Consider the following 18,592-nt stretch of genomic DNA (forward strand, 5'->3'; position numbering starts at 1 on the left):
CGAAGCGGAGGGTTTGGCATCCGGTGCATGGCCTGGTTAGGGAGCTTACCACCCATGGTCCATATCCTGCCGGATGCTGAGATATTCTGAGATACCAGCTGATGCTCCTTCTAATATGATAGCCATGGCACCGATGACCTCGGATAGATTGCGTAGATTCAGGCGAGGTATCTCGAGTTTCACAGACTTCTTCCCCGATAGATCTTTTGGATACCTGAACGACGTTGACCGCGGATCTGCCTTTTCAAATTCGGCTATCAGCTTACCCACAATTTTCAAATGTTCGCGATTTCCCTCTGGCCAAACTTCAAGCAAGATTTCTCGGGTTGGTTGCCACAACTTAGACAGACGATGCTCGGCCCCAACCTCATGGGGTTTGTCTAGTAAACGGCGGCCATCTTCAAGCAGTGACTTGAGTCTTAATTCCAAATATTGACGGTAAAGAAAGACTATTGGGAACACCAACGAATCGGCTGTTCCGTTTCTGTTATTAACGCTTTCGACCAACGAATCAGCTGCTTCTTTATACCCAACTATGTATAGCTCGGAAGCATCGTGGTACCAGTCTAGGCAAGCGTTCATCCACCAGTCGTCCGCCTCAGTGAACAGCTTGTCTTCAACATGGGGGAGTCTAATTTTGCCAGTTATGAGGTCCCGGAAATCGTCTGCCATGATTGACTCCCTAACATTTTTATTCATGAGACCCCCTCGTTATTTTTAAGCCATTCGAAGGAGGTTATTCGCTTTTAGTACATTGATTACAAAGCAATTATTCTGTGCATACCTACTAACTATCCACTACCAAAACCGTGCATGCACGCTTTCCAATTTTGCCTTGCCTGCTATCTCCACAGCTGCATCCCCAGGCCTTTGAATACATTGCTCTTTTTGGATTAATCAGCTGTTTTTGAGCATTACTGGCAAACAAAGTGTGCGTGCTTGGATTACAGCTTTCACGCTACCGCCCCAGGGAATGAGGTCATGGTAAGACTCGCATCCTGCGGGGGTGGGGTACTCCTGTAGTTTCTTTTTTATCAAAGCTGGCTCTTGGGTGCAAGTTTACCTATCCCGGATGTTTCAGTTGCTTTGTCTCTACCCCTCAATGTACTGTACAAGTATCAGTATCAGCTTTTTTGGAGACTTTTCGATGCGTGTCAGTTACGTCAGTGAGTCCGGTGATTTCCCGGAAATGCCCTTGCCGCTTTACCTGGAGCGGGTTGCAGCGGGTTTTCCTTCCCCGGCTCAGGATTATGTGGAGCAGGCGCTGGACTTGAATCAACTACTGGTTAAACGTCCAGCCTCTACGTTTTTTGTTCGCGCCGAAGGGGATTCGATGATTGAAGCGGGGATTTTCCCGGATGATTTGCTGGTGGTGGATCGCTCCTTGAATGCAGCCGATGGCGATACGGTGATTGCCGGGTTCAATGGTGAGCTGACAGTTAAGCAGCTCCAGTTGCATCCCACGCCCCGCCTGGTACCTTGCAACTGCAATTATTCCCCGATTGTGATTCCTGAAGGCGCTGATCTGGAGATTCTGGGTGTGGTGACCAATGTCATTCATCACATGAGGAAGTAGGCCATGCCGGTGTTTGCCCTGGTGGATTGCAATAACTTCTATGTCTCCTGCGAGAAGCTGTTCCGACCTGATTTGAAACACACGCCGGTGGTGGTGCTGTCCAATAACGATGGTTGTGTGGTGGCCCGTTCCAAAGAGGCCAAGGCTCTGGGCATCAAGATGGGTGTCCCTGTATTCAAAATCCGCCATGAGATAGAGCGCCACGGCATTGTTTGTTTTTCTTCGAACTATTCTTTTTATGCCGATTTGTCGCAGCGGGTCATGACGATTCTGGAAGAGTTGGCCCCGCGTGTGGAGGTCTATTCCATTGATGAAGCTTTTCTGGATCTGACCGGTGTTGAGGCCTGCACTTCTCTGGAAGCCTTTGGTCAGCAGGTACGCGGCACAGTCGACCAGTGGACGGGCATTCAGGTCTGTGTTGGCATTGCCCCCACCAAAACCCTGGCCAAGTTGGCCAATCATGGAGCCAAGTCCTACCCGGCCACTCAGGGGGTGGTGGATCTCACGGCTAAAGAAAGACAGCGCAAACTCATGGCCCTGCTGCCGGTGAATGAAGTCTGGGGGATTGGCGGCAGGCTCAAAGCTCGGCTGGAGTTAATGGGCATCAAAACTGCCCTGGATCTGGCCGATGCCGACCCCCACATGATCCGTAAACGCTTTTCCGTGGTGGTTGAGAAAACGGTGCGGGAGCTGAATGGCATTGCCTGCCTGGGTCTGGAAGAAACCCCGGCGATCAAAAAAGAGATTGTCTGTTCGCGTTCATTTGGGGAGCGGATTACTGATTTTCATGCCATGCGCGAAGCCATCAGTGAATACGCCACCCGAGGCGCTGAAAAACTGCGCGGCGAAGGCCGAATCGCCAAGCAACTGACGGTGTTTATCCGCACCAGCCCTTTCAACAACCAGGAACCTCAATACAGCAATGCCGCCACCCTGGAAATGGTCACCCCTACCGATGACACCCGCAGCCTGATTGAAGCCGCTCACCGGGGCCTGGAAACCATCTGGAAGGACGGTTTTCGCTATGCCAGAGGCGGCATTTTACTTTCCGACTTTTACGACCCCAACTGCTACCAGCCGGAGCTGTTTGATGATGTGAAGGACAAACCCAAAAGCAAAGAACTCATGCAGGCTCTGGATCACATCAACCAGAAAGGCTTGGGCAAAGTTTTCTTTGCCGCCCAGGGCATTCAGAAAGGCTGGAGCATGAAGCGCGATCACCTGTCACCCGCCTATACCACTCGCTGGAGTGATGTGCCTAGGGTAAAGTAGTCGTCAGCATTCCACGCGTTTCTACACAAGGAGGTTTTGTGTCTTTTGAAATTATCAAACCCGTCGATCACCTTCCCCTTGATCGTGCCTATTTTGATAAGCGGGTGCGCAGGCTTTACCAGGAGGATTTAATCCATTTTTACTCCGTTCCTTCCACACCCAAGTGGCTAGTCACTACACTACTGCAACTAATTAACATGCCTTATGAAGCCCCGATCACTGAAGATGATTTCAAAGACTGGCTGGATAGTGCCAAAAGTTTGTATGTAGCCGTATTATCCGACCCCGACAAGAGCTTGCCTGAACTGACCAGAGAGGCGGTGGAACAAGTAAAGACTGATGTTCATCCAGAAAACGGAGATTACCAGTGCATTCATATATTACAGGATAAGGAAGACCTTCCTGATCTGGAGGATTATGACGACAGCCTCAACATTCTTTTTGAGTTTTTTCCAGAAGGGACGATTCAAATCGGTTCTGCTTATTGCCCAACCAGAAACAACACCATCTATTTGTTGATCGCTTCTGCTTAGCTCAAAGCTACCCCCTCACCTACAGGGAATGGATGATTGCGTAGCTACACAAATCAATGCGAGGTTGCCTTGCAAAGTGAAATCAAACGCTGGGGAATAGCGCTGCCGTGCGACTTTCCAGCAAGATTTTGGCGCAAGCCAAACTGGAGGTATCCAGCCCCCCCAGAAGGCCTCACGCAAGGTAAACCTTCTCCATTAATAGTGGATGCCTTCCCGCGCTTTTTCAGTTTGCGAGTAACGGTAACCGGAATCACCTTCCAAAAAGCCCAGGCCCACGAAGATTTCCGGGCTGGCATAGCTGGGGTCAGGAATACGGGCACCCAGGGTTAAGCCTGCAATCTGCATTCCCAGCTCCAGGTAGGGGTAGCCATTATTCGCCCCATCCAAACCCTGCATGGACATTTCTTCTTTATCAGACCAGGTAAGGTGTTCGAACCGATAGTTGGCTGTGACCCAACTGGCTGAGGCAATTTTTGATGTCCAGAAGCCACCACCGACGGAGGCTGAGATTCCCGAAAGGGTTTGCTCTTCACCCTCTATATCTTTGAACTTCAGGGTTTTAAAGCCCACATTGGTGTTCAATGCGAAGGAAGCCCGGTTAAAGAACTGCGTCCAATGGATGCCAAAATGCCCAGCCTCATCGAAGGTGAATTCGTCGCCAGGGCACTGTCCGCCACAGCCAGCCACTCCATCAAAATCAGTAAAGCTCATTTCCGTGCCGTTACCTGTGGGTAGGTTATAGGCACTGCCCGGCTCGCTCGCAAATCCATAGGTAAAGCCCCAGATGTACCCATGCACCCAGGGTTCTCTGTAACGCGGCTGGTTGTAGGTACGGCTCACCTCTCGGCCTTCATGAACAACCAAGGGGTCATCGGTGATCACCTGGTAATTCCCGGTGTCCTCAGCGTGCTTAAGCCGAACCTGGTAACTGCCCACCTCAACCTGCTGATTAATGGCTTGGCTGGTTGTCAGTGCATCACCCTGAGAGTTAAACACCGTGATGGAAAAGTCACTGTCAGGCTGTTTGTAGTTCAGCATCAGGTGCCCATACTTTCTCTCAACCAGAGTTTGAGTGAAATAAATATAACCCCGACCGGCAGTTTCCAGTGTCCTTTCCTGTCCACGGTAGCGACTATCCTGGAAGATTTTGAGTATGGCCTTTTCACCAACCGGCACTTCAAAATGTGCAGGGGCATGGCGCTCATCCCCATTCACACTAATAAGTGCATTTTCAGGAACCAGGTGGACGTAAATCTGCGTTCTGGAGGGGTTCTTCAGTTGGTTTGTATCAACACGCTGGAGCAATAACGAGGCATCTGTAACCAGGGCCTGCTTTTTGGTTTCCTGAACCCCTAATGCCAGCACATCAAACCGACGCACATCACTATAGACACGCCGCTCTTTGTATTCCGGCTCAGGCTCCTTGCTGGAGAATACGCCCATCAATTTATCCGCAACGCTTGTTTCAGCGGGCTCCACCTTCTCACGAACAAGGCGGCTGGTCTGTGGGATCGAAAAGGGTTCAGTTCGACCCTCATTGTCGGTAACGAGCATTTTATCGCCAGCCTGCAGCCAGATACCGGCCACTGGAGCATAAGTATCCCGGTGGATTAAAGCCAAGCGAGCTTGCTTGCCCTCCATATAGGGCAGAATAAGTAAGTGGCGTATGGCCTGGTCAACCCGTGTCTTGAAGTAGGCTCCGTAACTGATACCCGCATATTCCTGGCCCGTGATACGATCATCACTCATCTGCAGACGTTCAGCTTCAGCCAGGCCTTGCAGGGCATATTTCAGGTTCCGGCCCGGAAAAGCATCACTGGAATCGCTTAACAGCTCCAGATAGGCCAAAACCGGGGCTATTCGCCGCAATTCATTGCGAAGACGATTGGCTTCCTCTCGGCTCAGGCGGACTCGCACATACCAGCCATCCTGAGCCTGTTCACGCACATCCACCCGATGCCCGGAAATTTCCACATTGCTGAAACTCTGGGTCTGGACATTCAAATCTTCTTGGCTGACATAGCCGGACTCCTTGCCTTCATCACGCAAGGTTGATCGGTGGATGTGATCCACTTCACTGCGAATCTGAACAAAGATAGTCTGGCCCAATTCCTGCAAGGCCGCGTTCTGAGCATCCTCTTCTGTGGAACCGACACCATGCCCGAACTCGAAATCCGTTTCATTGTTGACCTCCTGCATTCCCTGATCACGAAGAGAAAGTACACTAACCCCTGTTTGCCGTGGCTGTGAAGAGCAGGCAGTGATTAATATGATTAAAAATACGAGGAGAAAAATATTTATTATAGCTTTAAACATAAGTACATCCATTAAAAAACCCCGCGAACGGGGTTTTATTTATCTTGACCAGCAACAAACACATAATCAAAACCTACAATCTGGCAAGCTTGAAGAAATCAAGAAAGATTACAAGCCACTGATATTTTATTATATGCATTACCTTTATCGGAAGGAAAATAATAGTCATATTGCGGCCGATCAAAATCATCCATATTTACTTCCATAACAAATCCATGATTGGTTGTGTTGCTATTGGTTATAATCTTATCTTGCATAACACCACCCACACCACTCTCAGTTGAGGTGCTTGTTATATGATGTCTACTAATACTCTTCAAACTACTTATATCATAAACACTAATCCTGCGAGTATGGGCCATGCCAATAGTTTTACCCAAAAGGATCTTATTATTTTTTCTATCAATCCCGATATAGGCTCTCAGCCCCTTCTGGCCGTCCTGTAAGGGAAAGGCTTCAAAATCTATACTGTAATTTTTATTGACCTTTTTAGAAAACCTCTTCCATTCCCACAGTGCTAGAAAGCTTGATATTGAACCCCACAAAATCAAACCAACTACTACGGCACCAAATCCAATGACGTAGTTCAACCAACCATCTATCCCGAATAAATTAATGACAATGAAAACAGTGGCAGCAACAAAGCCGACCATCACTGCAAGCCAAAAGAAAAACATTACTACACCAATCAAAAACCTTACAATCCATATTTTGTTTTTATAATCCTTTGAAAGGTAGTCGATACACTCATCACGTTCTTCAACAATCATTTTACAATCCTTTCAAAACTTAATTTATATTTCTTACACAAGCAACCTGATAGTCCATATCATTAACGATCAGACCATCACTATTCAGGACAGGGAAAAAGTGGCGCGATCTTGTATCCAGGGCTGTCACACTTTGTGTACCAAACCCATCCTGTATGAATGTCGATGTGAGAAAACGTTTATCAGTTAACTCTTCGGTTCGTCTTGGGACATTCATAAATGCACTTCTAATTTCCCGTGCTGCTGGCAGATACCAGCCATTTCCCATCGACTGACAAATTTCAAAAGCAGGATAGCTCTCTTCATGCGCAGCCATAGCATCAATGTTATTCCGCCCATCCACTTCATCATTGGCATCGCGTATAAATTTTGTGACACCAATTTTCACATCACCCTGAGAGTCACTGGTGACAAATAGCCCCTCCCCTACATGATAGGCAGAAACGCCATCTTCAAATTCACACAATTGTTTCTTCTCAGTTGTATCCGTACAGGCACCAGCATCACTGGCTGCTGATACAGAAGCAAACGGTAATATTGCAACTAGGCTCAGAGCATAAACATAACTTTTCAAACTCATATACAACTCCTTTTAAATACAAAGATTATTTTTCATTCAGCAAGCAACAGTTATTTCCAATACAAATGACCTATCAATCAACCTGCAACCTAAAGAAATTTCTAAAATAAATTTCCACTATTTCATGCTTTTAAAATGCAAAACAAACCAACATAACTGCCCAGAACAAAGCAGTAATGGTCTTCTACTCGAACAATTGATTTATTTTTTCAGCATGATTTGGCTAGGTGAGTGCGTACATATGCATATTCCTTGGCTGCGATTTTCTTAGGCATTCATTGATTAGAAATGCATTTTCTTCCCTGTGATCTGCGACAGTCGTGCCAATCTAGGGAGCTTGCACCCAAATACTAAGTAATCCTTAGTATCATGTCAACTTCAAATCTAAGAACCTCTTTGCTTCGCAAAGAGGTTCTCGTATGCATAGCAAAAACTTGTACGGCGCACGTCTAAAAGAGGCCCGAAAACGAGTCGGATTGTCGCAGGTACAGCTGGGTGTGCTTGCAGGATTTGATGAACTGGCCTCCAGCGCCCGTATGTCTCAGTACGAAACTGGCAAACACCTACCCGATATCAATACTGCTGAGCGCCTGGCAAAGGGGCTAAACACGCCTCTTGCGTATTTTTTCTGCCCCGAAGATGACTTGGCTGAACTGATCTTGCTTTATAGAAACCTTGGCGAAAGCCAAAGAAAAAGTGTTCTTGAACTTCTCAAATCCTTCTAGAAAATCTCTTATTTACAGATTAACCACCAACCTTTCTGTTCATATGATCTCAGCCTTTTAGCCACCATTTCGACATTATCTTGCTTTTGTTTCGACATTAAAGCCACCACAAAACTAAGAGATACTGAGTATATGTGTAATCAGTGCTATAATGGAACTAATGGAGGTGGGCCAGGGCAATGAGAATCACGGCTAGCGACTCAGCTATCAATTTTGGATGCCAGTGAACAGCATTGCTCTTGTGTAGGATTACCAGTAATTATGTGTAGCGAGATGGACGCCTGCATCCCGATTCAAACGGCTTACCGAGGCCTAGAAAACATTTGAACGATGAGCGGAGGCTTTATGAGCAAAAAATCCTCAGAGAAAGAACGTCTCCAAGACCAGAACGAGTCCAGCCATACTTATGAACCCTTACCACAGGAGCTATCACCGCTGGAGAGGCTAAAGGGGTCTGTGCTGCATTATGAGCGGCCTTGTGACAGTGTATGGGAATGGGAAGAAGACGAAGATGCAGACGAAAGCGATAATATCGGTGAATGAATCAGGGTTTTCTGCCACCGACTTATACCACCCGATAGAGTGATATTCCGAGGGTATGGTAATGTTTCTTCATCCATGAAACCCGCCGTTGATAGCAGCAGGCTACCAGCGGCGGGTTTTGCACCTTCTCGAACTTTGCTGCCTGACTAATCGAGTTCCCCCTGCATATCCTCTGGCACCAGCCCCACCAACTGATCCTGCAGGAAATCCAGGTTCATCGCCTGATCATAATCGATGGCCAACATCCTCTGAATCCAAAGCTCAACTGCTGAGTAGTTGTCGTAAAAAGGCTCAAGCCCCAGATAGATTGCCAGTCCATACCCTTGCCTGATCCACATTTTCTGAATCAACCCTGACGCCAGCATTTTTGCTTGAGGAGTCGTCCAGATATTCGCTTTTTCAACTTTAACCATGGTTTTTCTCCTCATTCAGTTCAGCCAAAGGGTTGATATTCTTCAGGTCTCCAGAAAATTCACGTGACAGTAAGCGATCAAAGGCCGAGCCATCTTGTCGGGTCAGGTTGGGCACATAACGGGAGTACACCCGGAACAGCATTTCTGTTGTAGTGTGCCCCATCTGCCTGGCGATCCACTCCGGGTTTTCTCCGGCTGCCAGCCAAAGTGTCGCAGCCGTATGGCGCGTTTGGTAAGGACGACGTTTTTTCAGCCCCAGGTAGCTCAGTAGTGGATACCAGATTCGCTTGGTAATGTTGTTATGATTTAATGGCCCGCCATCCTTGTTGCAAAAAACGAACTGCTGCTGGCCTGTATGCTTCTTCTGCTCTGCAAGTGCATCATAGACAGGTTGGGACATGTGAATTTCACGCTGTGAACCATCCGTCTTTGTCGTTGTGATCTCGCCTTCAACCCAGGTTTCTCGAATCAGGATCTGGCGGCGGTCAAAATCAATGTATTTCCACATCAGACCATCAATTTCACCGGTTCTCATGCCGGTAAAGAAACGCACTGTGAAGTAGGATTTAAAGTCGTCTCGAACAGTACGTAGGATTTGCTGCACCTCATCTATCGTAAAAGGCTGGACATCAGTACGAGGCACTTTCAGGGATTTAATCCCCTTCCAGGGTGAGTTAAACTCATAGCGGTCAGCGGCTTCATTCAACAGCATCCTCAATGGTGTCATTACCTTGTTGATGGTTGCTGGGCTTAGTGGCTCTTTCTTCTGCGCTGGTTCTTTGGCGAGATGGGCGCGGAAGTTGAGAATTTCAGCCTTGGTGATGCTGCTGACTACTTTCTCCCCGAAGGCAGGCAGTATGTATGCCCTCAAGTTGCTTTCGACTGACTTCAAGTGGCTGTTTCGCCATTCGATACGCTTTTCATCCAGCCAGATTTCTGAGAAAGCCGCCAACGTCGGCAGTTCACAAGCACTATTATTTTCTTCTCTCCTGTTAAAGCTTCGCTTTTCCCAGTCATCAAACTGATCAGCCCGTTTGCTATTTGGAAAGTAGCTGGAGTAGCTAAAGCTTCCCAAGGTGATTTCTGCTTCAATTCGATCCAGGATTTGCTTGGCACGCTTGCGGTTGGCTGCAGTGTCATCAAGCTTGGTTTGCTCTCGGCAGCGCACCCCTTTGTAGCGAAAATCCAGTTGAAGCTTGCCATTGCGAACATGAATACTAGCCATAATTCCTCCTTAGCAAACGCCAGCCATAAGGGTGTCAACTGCCGGGGCACGGAACATATCCTTTTCAATTTTTTCCCAGATATACAAAATCTTTCTTCCTCCAAAGGGACGAAAATAATGCACACCTTCAATGAGTACGGAGTCCTTCAGTTGGGTACGAATGGTTCTGGGCTCGTACTTGATGCGGGCAGCCAGCTCTTCGGTGGTCAAGTAGGTCTGTGACATAATCATATTCCTCCTGTAAGATAAGAATCTTTACTGGAAACCATATTGATCTCCTGTAGATCATATTAACCCATAAAAGATCTATTGCAAGCTTTTTTTTGCTCCTGAAGATCAAAAAGGTCTGTAGAAGATGATTAGATGCCATTTATCCCGCATGATGGGCGAGAAAAAATTGAAGATTTCTGAGGTGGCTAGAGATACAGGAATCAACCGTGGAACGATTACTCGGCTGTACCAAGAGACAGCAGTCAGGGTTGAATTCGACGTTTTGGAAAAGTTATGCAAGTACCTTGACTGCTCAATTGGTGAGCTGCTTGAGGTAAAAGAGGACTAAACAGGGCAACGCTCACAATCGGTGAGACGATTTCAGAGAGAAAATGGAGAGTGGTCACCATTTGGTCACCAGGCGGTCACCGAATGATTTTGAGAGGTTTTTGGTCACCGAGAGCGGCGGTCAAAATTCAGGAAATGGCCCGCCCTAGAGGATTCGAACCTCTGACCTCAGCCTCCGGAGGGCTGCGCTCTATCCAGCTGAGCTAAGGGCGGGTAGATTTTAAACTCTTACTTTCCTGATCGTTGCTCGCCAAAGCCATTTTTCCGGTGATCGTTGCTTCCGGAGGGCCGCGCTCTATCCAGCTGAGCTAAGGGCGGTTTTTGGTGAGGCAGGCATTGTAGGTGCCTGCCTTTTATTTGTCCAGACCCTGGCCGTGGCGGCGGAGAAACTCTTCGACCTGGCCGCGGCTGAGTTCACCAAAATGTCGGTCGACAAGTTTTCCTTCGGCGGAATAAAAGAGGGTGGCGGGCAGGCCGGGGGCGGAGTATTCATTCATGGTTTTTTGGGCTGGATCAAGCAGTACATTAGCGAAGCTCAGTTGCTCCTCCTGCAAATAGTCTGTGACGGCCAGCAGGGATTCCCCCTGGTTGACCAGGACCACCTGCAGGCGTTCATCGTCTTCGTAGCTTTCCAGCATGGGCATTTCCCGGCGGCAGGGTGGGCACCAGGTGGCCCAGAGGTTCACAACCAGAGGCTGGCCCTGGTAGCTGCTCAGTTTGACCTCTTCACCCTCCAGGTCGTGCAGAAGCAGCTCCGGTAACTGTTCGCCCGTATCGGATTGAGGCAACAAAACCAGTGTCAGCAGCCCCACCAGGCTGGAAGCAACCAGCAGCATCAGCCCCGAAGTACGCAAGGCTGGGTGTTTGCGAAAATACCAAACACTGAAGACTACCGCAGCCAGCAGGGCACCCCACCAGCTGTAGCCGGGTTGCCAGAAATACACCAGTGACCAGGGTTCATCGACGTAGGCTGAGGGATTCATTGCCGCAAACGCCAAGCGCCCCCCCAAACCTCCTATCACGGCGGTCATCCAGCCCCAACGGGCCAGGCCGGGGTGTTTTTTATCGAGGATCTCACTCACCAACAGCAGAAGGATCAGGGCAAGAACACCGGGAAGTCGGCTGTAGGGCAGCAGCAGTGGCCCGAGGGTTATGGCATCCATAGAGTTTCCTGTTTACCTGTAGCGCATCAGTTCGGTTTCAGGATGTTCCTGTTCGGGAAGCCCGGTGATCTCGCTCAAACGTGGCAGGCGCGGCATACCCGAGTGGGTTGTCAGTTCATCGTCTTCATTCATCCACACCCAGCCGGGGGTGCCATTGATTCCCAGGGATTGCATGAGATCCATATTGGCCTGCATCTGTTCACGGTGATGGGTTTCAAGGGGTACATCCAACTCGGGGCTGGGCTGGCCGAAGTTGTTCATGTTCAGGGCCAGCAATTCTTCCGGGTTGGCAGCATCCAGAAGGGCTGCAGTGCGGTGGCGGCTGTCGGGTTTCAGGTAAGCCACCGGCACCCAGCGGATTTGTGCTCCGGCTTCACGGTAGGGCTGTAAAGCCAGCCAGGCCAGTTGGCTGAAAGGGCAGTTGGGATCAAAAAACATATACAGGGTTGTGCGGGTTTCCAGTTGTCCTTCTTCATTTTCATAGAGGCTGGGTTCGGTCAGGTAATGAGCGTCTTCCAGGTCATCCCATTCCGGTCTTGGCAGCCAGGTTTTCTGGTGTTCTTCCGTCAAATCTACACCCTGGGCATCCAGAACGATGCCATTGATCAGGTAGTCACCATCGACCGTGGTGTAAACCACCAGATCCTTACCTTCAAAGCTCACGACCCAGCCCACCAGAGATTGACCCACGGGAAAGCTGCGTACAATTTCCAGGCCCTGGTTTTCCAAATGCTTGATCGGCTCAGGATATTCCATGGCCGTGGACAGGTTTTCATCTGCAGCTTCGGGCACTCCACCCGGTACAGGAACCGTTTCAGAAGGCAAGTTTGCTGACAAGGCAACAGGAAAAAACAGACTGCCAACCAAAAAAGCAGCTGGAAGTATTCGGGCAAAAGTGCACATGAAAGGAAGAACCTCCGGTAAACTGAGCTAAAGATGTCAGTTTAAGCCAAGCTGTCGCCTGCGTACAGAATTCAAGTTTCGAGGTAACCATGTTGCAAGACCCTTTACGCTTCTGGGCCATTATTTCCCAGGCTGTCGGCTTCACCCTGATTATCCTGCTGGAGACCTGGCTGGGTCGCGCCCAGGCCGGTTACTGGCAGCTTCGCATACTGGGGGTGATGATCGCTGTGGCTCTGGTTATTGCCTTGCTGCGCCGTTATCAGAACAAGCGCTTTCTCAAGGAACAGGAGCGACGCCGCCAACTGCTCCTTGAAGATGAAGAGGAAAACTAGCCGGGCTGTCCATCCGGCCGGGGCTTAGTCAGAATCGGCAAATAAACCCCCAGGAAAAGCAATAGCGCGGCGATCCACAGGCTGGCCGAAAGCAGGTAAGCCGTCGAACCCAGCAAGGTGACCGTAAACACCCTCACCAGTGCTGCTCCCAGCATCAAGACCAGAGCCAGAACAATCCATTTTGAAGGCTGCAAAGGTCGGCCCGTGTGCCCCAGGCTGACCCGGCTCATCATGCTCAGGGTCAAGAGGCCGATACCGCCCACGCCCAGAGCATGTATTCCGGCATAGGGGTTGACCAGATCCAGCATGCCCAGCCCGCGCAAAGCCAGACCAACCGGCAACCAGGCGTAGGCCAGATACAAGCTCCAGAGCAACGGCACTCGCCAGATACCCCGGTCATGCCAGAGATACAAACGGGGCAGTAGCCAGGCTGCCAGCAAGAGGTTCATCAGGCCCGCCCAGGGGGTTAGTGGCAGAGTCAAATCAACCACCAGCAAAGCTGCCAGCAACAGGGGAAAAGGTTTTTCCAGCCAGGCCACGCGTGGAAAGGCAGGGCGCTGCAAACCCAGCTGTATAAAGAATGGCAGCACCCGCCCGGCGACCACCAGCATAATAATCAGCAGGAAATCCAGGCCAAGATGCGCGCCCAGGTGACCGAGCCAGAAATTCCCCAAGCCCAACGTAAAGCTGTGGCTTAAAGCGGCCGCCACCAACAAACCTGCAATCAACAACAGAAAAACCCGGTTATGCAGGGCGGCGCGATGCAGTGCAGGCCAGAGGCTGATCCACAGACCCACCCAGAAACCCAGATCCAGCAGTACATACAGCCAGGTCCAGTCCGTCAGCAAAGGGGTTAGGCGGGCTGCCACCCAAACGGCTGCCAGCAACGCCAGAGGCCAGCCATCCGGTGTACTCAGCCCCGTCCAGCGCCGCACTGCGGTCAGAAGAAAGCCCGCGATGACCGCGCCGGTATAACCAAACAGCATTTCATGGCGGTGCCAGGCCACTGGGTCCTGCACTCCCGGCCAGGCATAGCCGTACATCAGGGTCACCAGCCAGGCCAGCATGATGACGCTGCCGCCCAGGGCAGCCAAAAGAAAAAAAGGCCGAAAGCCCAAACTGAACAAACTTGATTTCACTGCTCTACTCCTGACAAGGCATCGGAGGTTTTGCCTGCAAACAAGACTTCATTTTCCAACTGGATATGCTGGGTCAACTCATCCACGAAACAACCCAGCTCATCATAGAGTTTGGCCCAGGTCATACAGGCATTACTGGGCAGCTTTAATAAGCGGGTCAGATTCAGCAGGCGTTTCAGTGATTGATTATGCTCTTCGTGCTCCATCTGCATGACATTGATCGGCCCGTGGGCACGAGCAAACAAATTCTGGCGCAGCATGGGGAAGAGGATTTGCTCTTCTTTCATCATGTGGCTGTCCAGTTCCTGCTGCATGGAAATCAAGTACTGGGTCAAACCATTGGGGCATTCCGGATGCTCGGCGTGCACCGCTTCAACCTTTCGAGCCAGATCAATCAGTTGTGGCAGATGTTCACGATGCCGGGTGTGGTAGTTTTCCAGAAGATGGTCGATCAAGGTGTCGGTGGTTTCTTCTGTCCATTCCTGAGGTAAAACGCTACTGATCATGGCTGACTCCGCAATTGGGTTTTCTTTCTCAGACAAGACCTATCAATTTGCGTGCCAACCGGATTGACGGGGGTTGGAGGCAGGAAGGGGTTCATTGCACCCGACTCAATCAGGTATAAAAAACCTTGAAAGGGTTATTTATACCCTTAGTCAGGCATATCCAGTGCCAAGCCAGTATTGACCCGCATACGCCAGTCGTGATGACGGGAGTTTTCCCTGACTATCCAGCCCCTGGCTTTAACCCGGCGACCTTCAAGATTTCTGAGCTGCGTTTCATCAAAGCGCTCCAGGTCCGCCTTGGGAATCTGCAAAGCCACCCGCCCTTCCAGGTTGATCCAGAGATTGTCACGACTTTCACCAATACGAACGACCCGTCCGCGAACGATGGCCGCTCCCTGAGTGGAATCCGGCACTGCTCTGGAAGGAATACCGGGTTGGTATTCTTTTTGGGACCAGATGCCCAGGCGCTGCTGTCGGGCCTGATCCTCATGGCTTTGCAGGCATTTTGCATAGTCGGTATCCGGGGCAATGAACACCTGCATCACATAGCCCTGTTCCAGCAGCAGACGGTTGATATTGCGCCCATCGGGCAGGAAGAGATAGGCCAGCAAACGCCCGTGACGATCCTGTTTTTCTTCACCCTGATGAACAAGAACCTGATGACCGGCTTTTTCCATCAGCCCACGCAGATAGTCCCGACCTTCCAGGGCAAAGGGTTCATGGGCATCACCTCCGCGCCCCAGTTCGGGGGCATCAATACCGATCAGGCGTACCCGGCGACCATCGGCCAGAGTCAGGGTGTCGGCATCATAAACATGGGAAACCGCCACTTTCTGATCAAGCTGCTTGATCGGGCAGCTTTCTGCCAGAACCAGCGGACTGAAGAGCAGTAGAATACAAGCGCCAACACCCAACCCTTTTTTTAACATGGTTTACACCTTGAGGTACTTCATCAGCCCTTGCAACTGAAAAAGCTTTTTCGGATCGCCTTCTATCCTCACCTCTCCATCCTGGATCGCCCTGATAAAGGCATTTTTGTCTTTGCTGGTCAGGGTCTTCCAGGCGTCCTGAGCCGACTGAAAAATCAGCTTCATGTCCGCCTGCTCCAGATCACCGGCCTGGCTGCTGACCTGCTGAGGCTGCAACTGGAAAGAACGTCCCTGCCAGTCCCGGGTTTTGATCACAAAGTTCAGAGGTTCTTTTTCCAGCTTTTCCCGCATTTCCGGTTGCGCCTTGTAGGCTTTTTTCAGCAACCGGCCCAGCATCCAGAGTAAAAATTTCAATCGCAGCATGTTGGTCACACCAAAAGTAAAAAGAGAGGCCACATTAAAACAATTGTTTGAAAATGTCAGCTGATCACGCCAATAAAGGCGGCATCTCTTTGACCAGCTGAACCTTGCGACGCACCGCCTTACCGGAAAGAGCAAAACCCAGCAGCTGGCCTTCCGGTGACCGGAACTGGCCTTCGGCGGCATCAGGCTGCAAATCAAAGCTCCACTCACCTTCGGCATCAGTGGGTGGTGGTGCGGCCACCACGGGGCAACTGGGCGTTTTCACCAGCACGGGTAGTGGGGGCAATTCCAGCTGCACCTCTTCTCCCGTCAGGTGTGCGGCCAGAGTGCGGGCACTGGCCATCAGGGGTTGCACGTACATGAGGTTATGGCCTGCAATTTCCGCACAGTCACCCAAGGCATAAATATCGGGGTTCGAGGTTTGCAACTGCCGGTTGACGCAAATCCCCCGGCGGGTTTTCAGACCGGCTTCTGCAGCCAGTTGGGTGCGAGGCTGCAAACCCAGAGCACTGATGACCATTTCCGCTTCCAGCAGCAGGCCTGATTCCAGCTCCACCTGCCAGTCGCCGGGTTGACCATCAACCAGCTTAAAGCTTTCTTCCGTCAGCAGCTTCAGGCCCTTATCAACCAGAGCGGCTTGCAGAGGCTGGGCAACCTGGGGTGGCAACAGGTTGGGTAGCAGATGTTTGCTGCGCGAAATCAGGGTTACTTCAAAACCGGAAGACAGCAGATCCTGAGCCATTTCCACCCCGACCAGACCACCACCGATCACCAGGACTTTTTTCTTGCCTGCCAACTCTCTGCGAAAGGCTTCATAGTCTTCCAGATCATTGATGCTGAACAAGGCTTCCGGTGGGGCAGGCAAATGTTGAGGCTCAGCACCCAAAGCCAGCACCAGTTTCGAGTAGGCATAACTCTGGTCGTCCAGATACACCTGCTGACGAGTCGGGTCTAGCTTGTTCACCTGGGCATGAGTGATGATTTGAATGCCCAGGGCTTCCGCCTGGTCACGCGGTGAGGCAATGGATAGCTGCTCGGGTGCCTGGTTTTTTGCCAGGGCAGAGGAAAGCAGGGGTTTGGAATAAAAGTGTCCGGCATCCTGGGTGATCAGCAGTAACGGCAGCCTGGGTTGGCGGGTGCGTATTTCCATGGCCAGCTGGTAGCCAGCCATCCCTGAGCCAATAATAATCAGTGGCTTAGTCTCGGTTGCGGTGGACATCAAAACTCCTGCGCTGTGTTAGAATCCACAGCATTATAGATGAAAGCCTCGGAGAGGGTACACGCCCACCATGCCAGTCAACCCAAGTCACTTGCAGCAACTCAACGGCTGGCCGGCACCGGTCTGGCATCAAGCCGCTCACCTGACCGGAGCCCCTTCCGGCCCCTGGCGCAGCTGGCTGAAGGAGGAAGGCTCTCTGACTCGTCGCTTACAAGGTCATGCCGGGTCTTCCTTTAAAGTCCGCATCCTCAATCAAGGGGTATTGCCGATTCAGGAAACTGAAAGGCAGTGGCTGGCGATTGATCACCAACGCATCTGGGTGCGGCAGGTGTTGCTGGAAGTGGATGAAGAGCCCTGGGTGTTTGCACGTTCGCTGCTGCCTCTGGACAGCCGGGGCAGTCTGCTGCGACGCCTGACCCAGGTTGGCAACCAAGCTCTGGGGCACTTGTTGTTTGCCAACCCTCACATTCAAAGAGGAAACCTGCAATTCTGCGCACCGGGCCAACTGCCTTTTCCCAGCCTCTGGGGCCGGGCTTCCTGTTTTTACAGTGACTCTTTACGCCTGCTGGTTGCCGAGCATTACCTGCCTGCCATGGCGACCCGGCTAAAACTCCCGGCCACCGGTATTTTTGGAGACTAGTTGCATGACTTCTGCCATCGACACCCCCTGGTATCAGCGCTTGCCAGCCTTTATCCGGCTGATGCGCCTGAATCGCCCCATTGGCACCTGGCTGCTGATGTGGCCTACCCTCTGGGCTTTATGGTTTGCTGCCGGAGGTCTGCCTGATCTGGATGTACTGGTGATTTTTGTCCTGGGCGTCATCTTTATGCGCGCAGCAGGTTGTGTGATCAATGATTTTGCCGATCGTAATTTTGATGGCCATGTGGAGCGCACCACCAACCGGCCCCTGGCTACGGGTGAAGTCAGCGCCCGCGAAGCCATCGTGCTTTTTATGCTTTTGTCTCTCGCGGCTTTTGTCCTGGTGCTTTTCACCAACCCCCTCACCCTGATGCTGACTCCCGCCGGGCTGGCCCTGGCCGCCTGCTATCCTTTCATGAAACGCTACACCCACTTTCCGCAAGTGGTGCTCGGTGCTGCTTTTTCCTGGGCCATCCCCATGGCTTTTGCCGCCCAGACCAACAGCCTGCCGCCGGCTTTATGGCTGATTTTTGCCGCCAACTTGGTCTGGACTGTCGCCTATGACACCGCCTACGCCATGGAAGACCGCCCCGATGATCTGAAAATCGGCATCAAATCCACTGCTGTTTTCTTTGGTAATTATGACCGTCTGATCATAGGCTTACTGCAAGCCTGCACCCTGCTCCTGCTGACAACAGCAGGACTGGCATTTGAGCGTGGGATTTACTTCTTTCTGGGTCTGGCCCTCATGGCAGGCCTTTTTGTCTGGCAACAATGGCTGATCCGCGATCGCCAACGCGGCCCCTGCCTGCTAGCCTTCCTGAACAACCACTACGCAGGCATGCTGGTATTTTTGGGTCTGGCATTGGATTACTTGCTGAGGTGAT

Annotated in this window: 23 protein-coding genes and 1 tRNA gene; 9 read left to right on the forward strand and 15 right to left on the reverse strand. The window is 51.0% G+C overall.

The window, feature by feature from the left end; all coding sequences use genetic code 11:
• Positions 1 to 45: 45 nt before the first annotated feature.
• Positions 46 to 672 carry a hypothetical protein gene (locus LG323_RS08975; protein WP_404415091.1) on the reverse strand — a complete coding sequence of 209 codons (627 nt, stop codon included), beginning with the start codon at positions 670 to 672 and terminating at the stop codon, positions 46 to 48.
• Positions 673 to 1,147: 475 nt separating this feature from the next.
• Here LG323_RS08975 and umuD point away from each other — a divergent pair, with 475 nt between their 5' ends.
• Genes umuD through LG323_RS08990 form a run of 3 tightly spaced genes read left to right on the forward strand, consistent with a single transcriptional unit; the run spans position 1,148 to position 3,381 of the window.
• Positions 1,148 to 1,576, forward strand: coding sequence for a translesion error-prone DNA polymerase V autoproteolytic subunit (gene umuD, locus LG323_RS08980; RefSeq protein ID WP_292256128.1), 429 nt, complete (start codon positions 1,148 to 1,150; stop codon positions 1,574 to 1,576).
• 3 nt (positions 1,577 to 1,579) lie between these two features.
• On the forward strand, positions 1,580 to 2,848 hold the full coding sequence (gene umuC, locus LG323_RS08985) for a translesion error-prone DNA polymerase V subunit UmuC (RefSeq protein WP_404415094.1): 1,269 nt from the start codon (positions 1,580 to 1,582) through the stop codon (positions 2,846 to 2,848).
• A 38-nt stretch (positions 2,849 to 2,886) separates the two neighbouring features.
• Entirely contained in the window at positions 2,887 to 3,381 is a 495-nt protein-coding gene (locus tag LG323_RS08990; RefSeq protein WP_404415097.1) for a hypothetical protein, read from the forward strand.
• A 195-nt stretch (positions 3,382 to 3,576) separates the two neighbouring features.
• Here LG323_RS08990 and LG323_RS08995 read toward each other — a convergent pair whose 3' ends face one another.
• From LG323_RS08995 to LG323_RS09005, 3 genes are all read right to left on the reverse strand, one after another.
• Positions 3,577 to 5,580: a hypothetical protein gene (locus LG323_RS08995; RefSeq protein WP_404415099.1), complete on the reverse strand. Its 2,004-nt coding sequence runs from the start codon at positions 5,578 to 5,580 to the stop codon at positions 3,577 to 3,579.
• Between the two features lie 215 nt (positions 5,581 to 5,795).
• Complete coding sequence (locus LG323_RS09000; protein WP_404415102.1) at positions 5,796 to 6,467, reverse strand: hypothetical protein; 672 nt, start codon at positions 6,465 to 6,467, stop codon at positions 5,796 to 5,798.
• Between the two features lie 19 nt (positions 6,468 to 6,486).
• A complete protein-coding gene (locus tag LG323_RS09005; protein ID WP_404415105.1) occupies positions 6,487 to 7,047 on the reverse strand; it encodes a hypothetical protein in 561 nt (186 codons plus the stop codon).
• Positions 7,048 to 7,466: 419 nt separating this feature from the next.
• On the opposite strand from LG323_RS09005, the gene LG323_RS09010 reads away from it, so the two are divergent.
• Positions 7,467 to 7,772 (forward strand): helix-turn-helix domain-containing protein, encoded by a 306-nt coding sequence (locus LG323_RS09010; RefSeq protein ID WP_404415108.1) that lies wholly within the window; start codon positions 7,467 to 7,469, stop codon positions 7,770 to 7,772.
• A gap of 345 nt (positions 7,773 to 8,117) precedes the next feature.
• Positions 8,118 to 8,315 carry a hypothetical protein gene (locus LG323_RS09015; protein WP_404415111.1) on the forward strand — a complete coding sequence of 66 codons (198 nt, stop codon included), beginning with the start codon at positions 8,118 to 8,120 and terminating at the stop codon, positions 8,313 to 8,315.
• 146 nt (positions 8,316 to 8,461) lie between these two features.
• Here LG323_RS09015 and LG323_RS09020 read toward each other — a convergent pair whose 3' ends face one another.
• From LG323_RS09020 to LG323_RS09030, 3 genes are read right to left on the reverse strand one after another with little or no spacing between them, the layout of a single operon-like run.
• A complete protein-coding gene (locus LG323_RS09020) occupies positions 8,462 to 8,728 on the reverse strand; it encodes a hypothetical protein (RefSeq protein WP_404415114.1) in 267 nt (88 codons plus the stop codon).
• A complete protein-coding gene (locus LG323_RS09025; RefSeq protein WP_404415117.1) occupies positions 8,721 to 9,953 on the reverse strand; it encodes an Arm DNA-binding domain-containing protein in 1,233 nt (410 codons plus the stop codon). The genes LG323_RS09020 and LG323_RS09025 overlap by 8 nt, the downstream gene beginning before the upstream one ends.
• 9 nt (positions 9,954 to 9,962) lie before the next feature.
• Positions 9,963 to 10,178, reverse strand: a complete 216-nt coding sequence (locus LG323_RS09030) for a hypothetical protein (RefSeq protein ID WP_404415119.1) — start codon at positions 10,176 to 10,178, stop codon at positions 9,963 to 9,965.
• A gap of 157 nt (positions 10,179 to 10,335) precedes the next feature.
• Between LG323_RS09030 and LG323_RS09035 the strand changes: the two genes are divergently transcribed.
• A complete protein-coding gene (locus LG323_RS09035) occupies positions 10,336 to 10,512 on the forward strand; it encodes a helix-turn-helix domain-containing protein (protein WP_404420128.1) in 177 nt (58 codons plus the stop codon).
• Positions 10,513 to 10,647: 135 nt separating this feature from the next.
• Here the strand turns inward: LG323_RS09035 and LG323_RS09040 are convergent.
• From LG323_RS09040 to dsbG, 3 genes are all read right to left on the reverse strand, one after another.
• A tRNA-Arg gene (locus tag LG323_RS09040) sits at positions 10,648 to 10,724 on the reverse strand.
• Positions 10,725 to 10,864: 140 nt separating this feature from the next.
• Positions 10,865 to 11,674: a prolipoprotein diacylglyceryl transferase family protein gene (locus LG323_RS09045; protein ID WP_404415122.1), complete on the reverse strand. Its 810-nt coding sequence runs from the start codon at positions 11,672 to 11,674 to the stop codon at positions 10,865 to 10,867.
• 12 nt (positions 11,675 to 11,686) lie between these two features.
• Positions 11,687 to 12,577, reverse strand: coding sequence for a thiol:disulfide interchange protein DsbG (dsbG, locus tag LG323_RS09050; protein WP_404415125.1), 891 nt, complete (start codon positions 12,575 to 12,577; stop codon positions 11,687 to 11,689).
• Between the two features lie 89 nt (positions 12,578 to 12,666).
• Here dsbG and LG323_RS09055 point away from each other — a divergent pair, with 89 nt between their 5' ends.
• The gene (locus LG323_RS09055) at positions 12,667 to 12,909 is read left to right on the forward strand and encodes a hypothetical protein (RefSeq protein WP_404415128.1); all 243 of its coding nucleotides are present in this window, start codon (positions 12,667 to 12,669) and stop codon (positions 12,907 to 12,909) included.
• Here the strand turns inward: LG323_RS09055 and LG323_RS09060 are convergent.
• The 5 genes from LG323_RS09060 to LG323_RS09080 all read right to left on the reverse strand — a co-directional run bounded on the left by LG323_RS09060 (position 12,906) and on the right by LG323_RS09080 (position 17,065).
• Positions 12,906 to 14,048 carry an NnrS family protein gene (locus LG323_RS09060; protein WP_404415131.1) on the reverse strand — a complete coding sequence of 381 codons (1,143 nt, stop codon included), beginning with the start codon at positions 14,046 to 14,048 and terminating at the stop codon, positions 12,906 to 12,908. The genes LG323_RS09055 and LG323_RS09060 overlap by 4 nt on opposite strands.
• Entirely contained in the window at positions 14,045 to 14,554 is a 510-nt protein-coding gene (locus tag LG323_RS09065; protein WP_404415134.1) for a hemerythrin domain-containing protein, read from the reverse strand. The genes LG323_RS09060 and LG323_RS09065 overlap by 4 nt, the downstream gene beginning before the upstream one ends.
• Before the next feature lie 146 nt (positions 14,555 to 14,700).
• Complete coding sequence (locus LG323_RS09070; RefSeq protein ID WP_404415137.1) at positions 14,701 to 15,483, reverse strand: thermonuclease family protein; 783 nt, start codon at positions 15,481 to 15,483, stop codon at positions 14,701 to 14,703.
• Positions 15,484 to 15,486: 3 nt separating this feature from the next.
• Positions 15,487 to 15,846 carry an SCP2 sterol-binding domain-containing protein gene (locus tag LG323_RS09075; protein WP_404415140.1) on the reverse strand — a complete coding sequence of 120 codons (360 nt, stop codon included), beginning with the start codon at positions 15,844 to 15,846 and terminating at the stop codon, positions 15,487 to 15,489.
• Between the two features lie 64 nt (positions 15,847 to 15,910).
• Positions 15,911 to 17,065: an FAD-dependent oxidoreductase gene (locus LG323_RS09080; RefSeq protein ID WP_310695191.1), complete on the reverse strand. Its 1,155-nt coding sequence runs from the start codon at positions 17,063 to 17,065 to the stop codon at positions 15,911 to 15,913.
• A 70-nt stretch (positions 17,066 to 17,135) separates the two neighbouring features.
• Here LG323_RS09080 and LG323_RS09085 point away from each other — a divergent pair, with 70 nt between their 5' ends.
• Both LG323_RS09085 and ubiA read left to right on the forward strand, forming a co-directional pair.
• Positions 17,136 to 17,705, forward strand: coding sequence for a chorismate--pyruvate lyase family protein (locus tag LG323_RS09085; protein WP_404415144.1), 570 nt, complete (start codon positions 17,136 to 17,138; stop codon positions 17,703 to 17,705).
• A gap of 4 nt (positions 17,706 to 17,709) precedes the next feature.
• Positions 17,710 to 18,591, forward strand: a complete 882-nt coding sequence (gene ubiA, locus LG323_RS09090) for a 4-hydroxybenzoate octaprenyltransferase (RefSeq protein ID WP_404415147.1) — start codon at positions 17,710 to 17,712, stop codon at positions 18,589 to 18,591.
• The last annotated feature ends 1 nt before the right edge of the window (position 18,592 follow it).

This window comes from Marinospirillum sp., from assembly GCF_044810985.1.
Lineage (GTDB): Bacteria > Pseudomonadota > Gammaproteobacteria > Pseudomonadales > Halomonadaceae > Marinospirillum.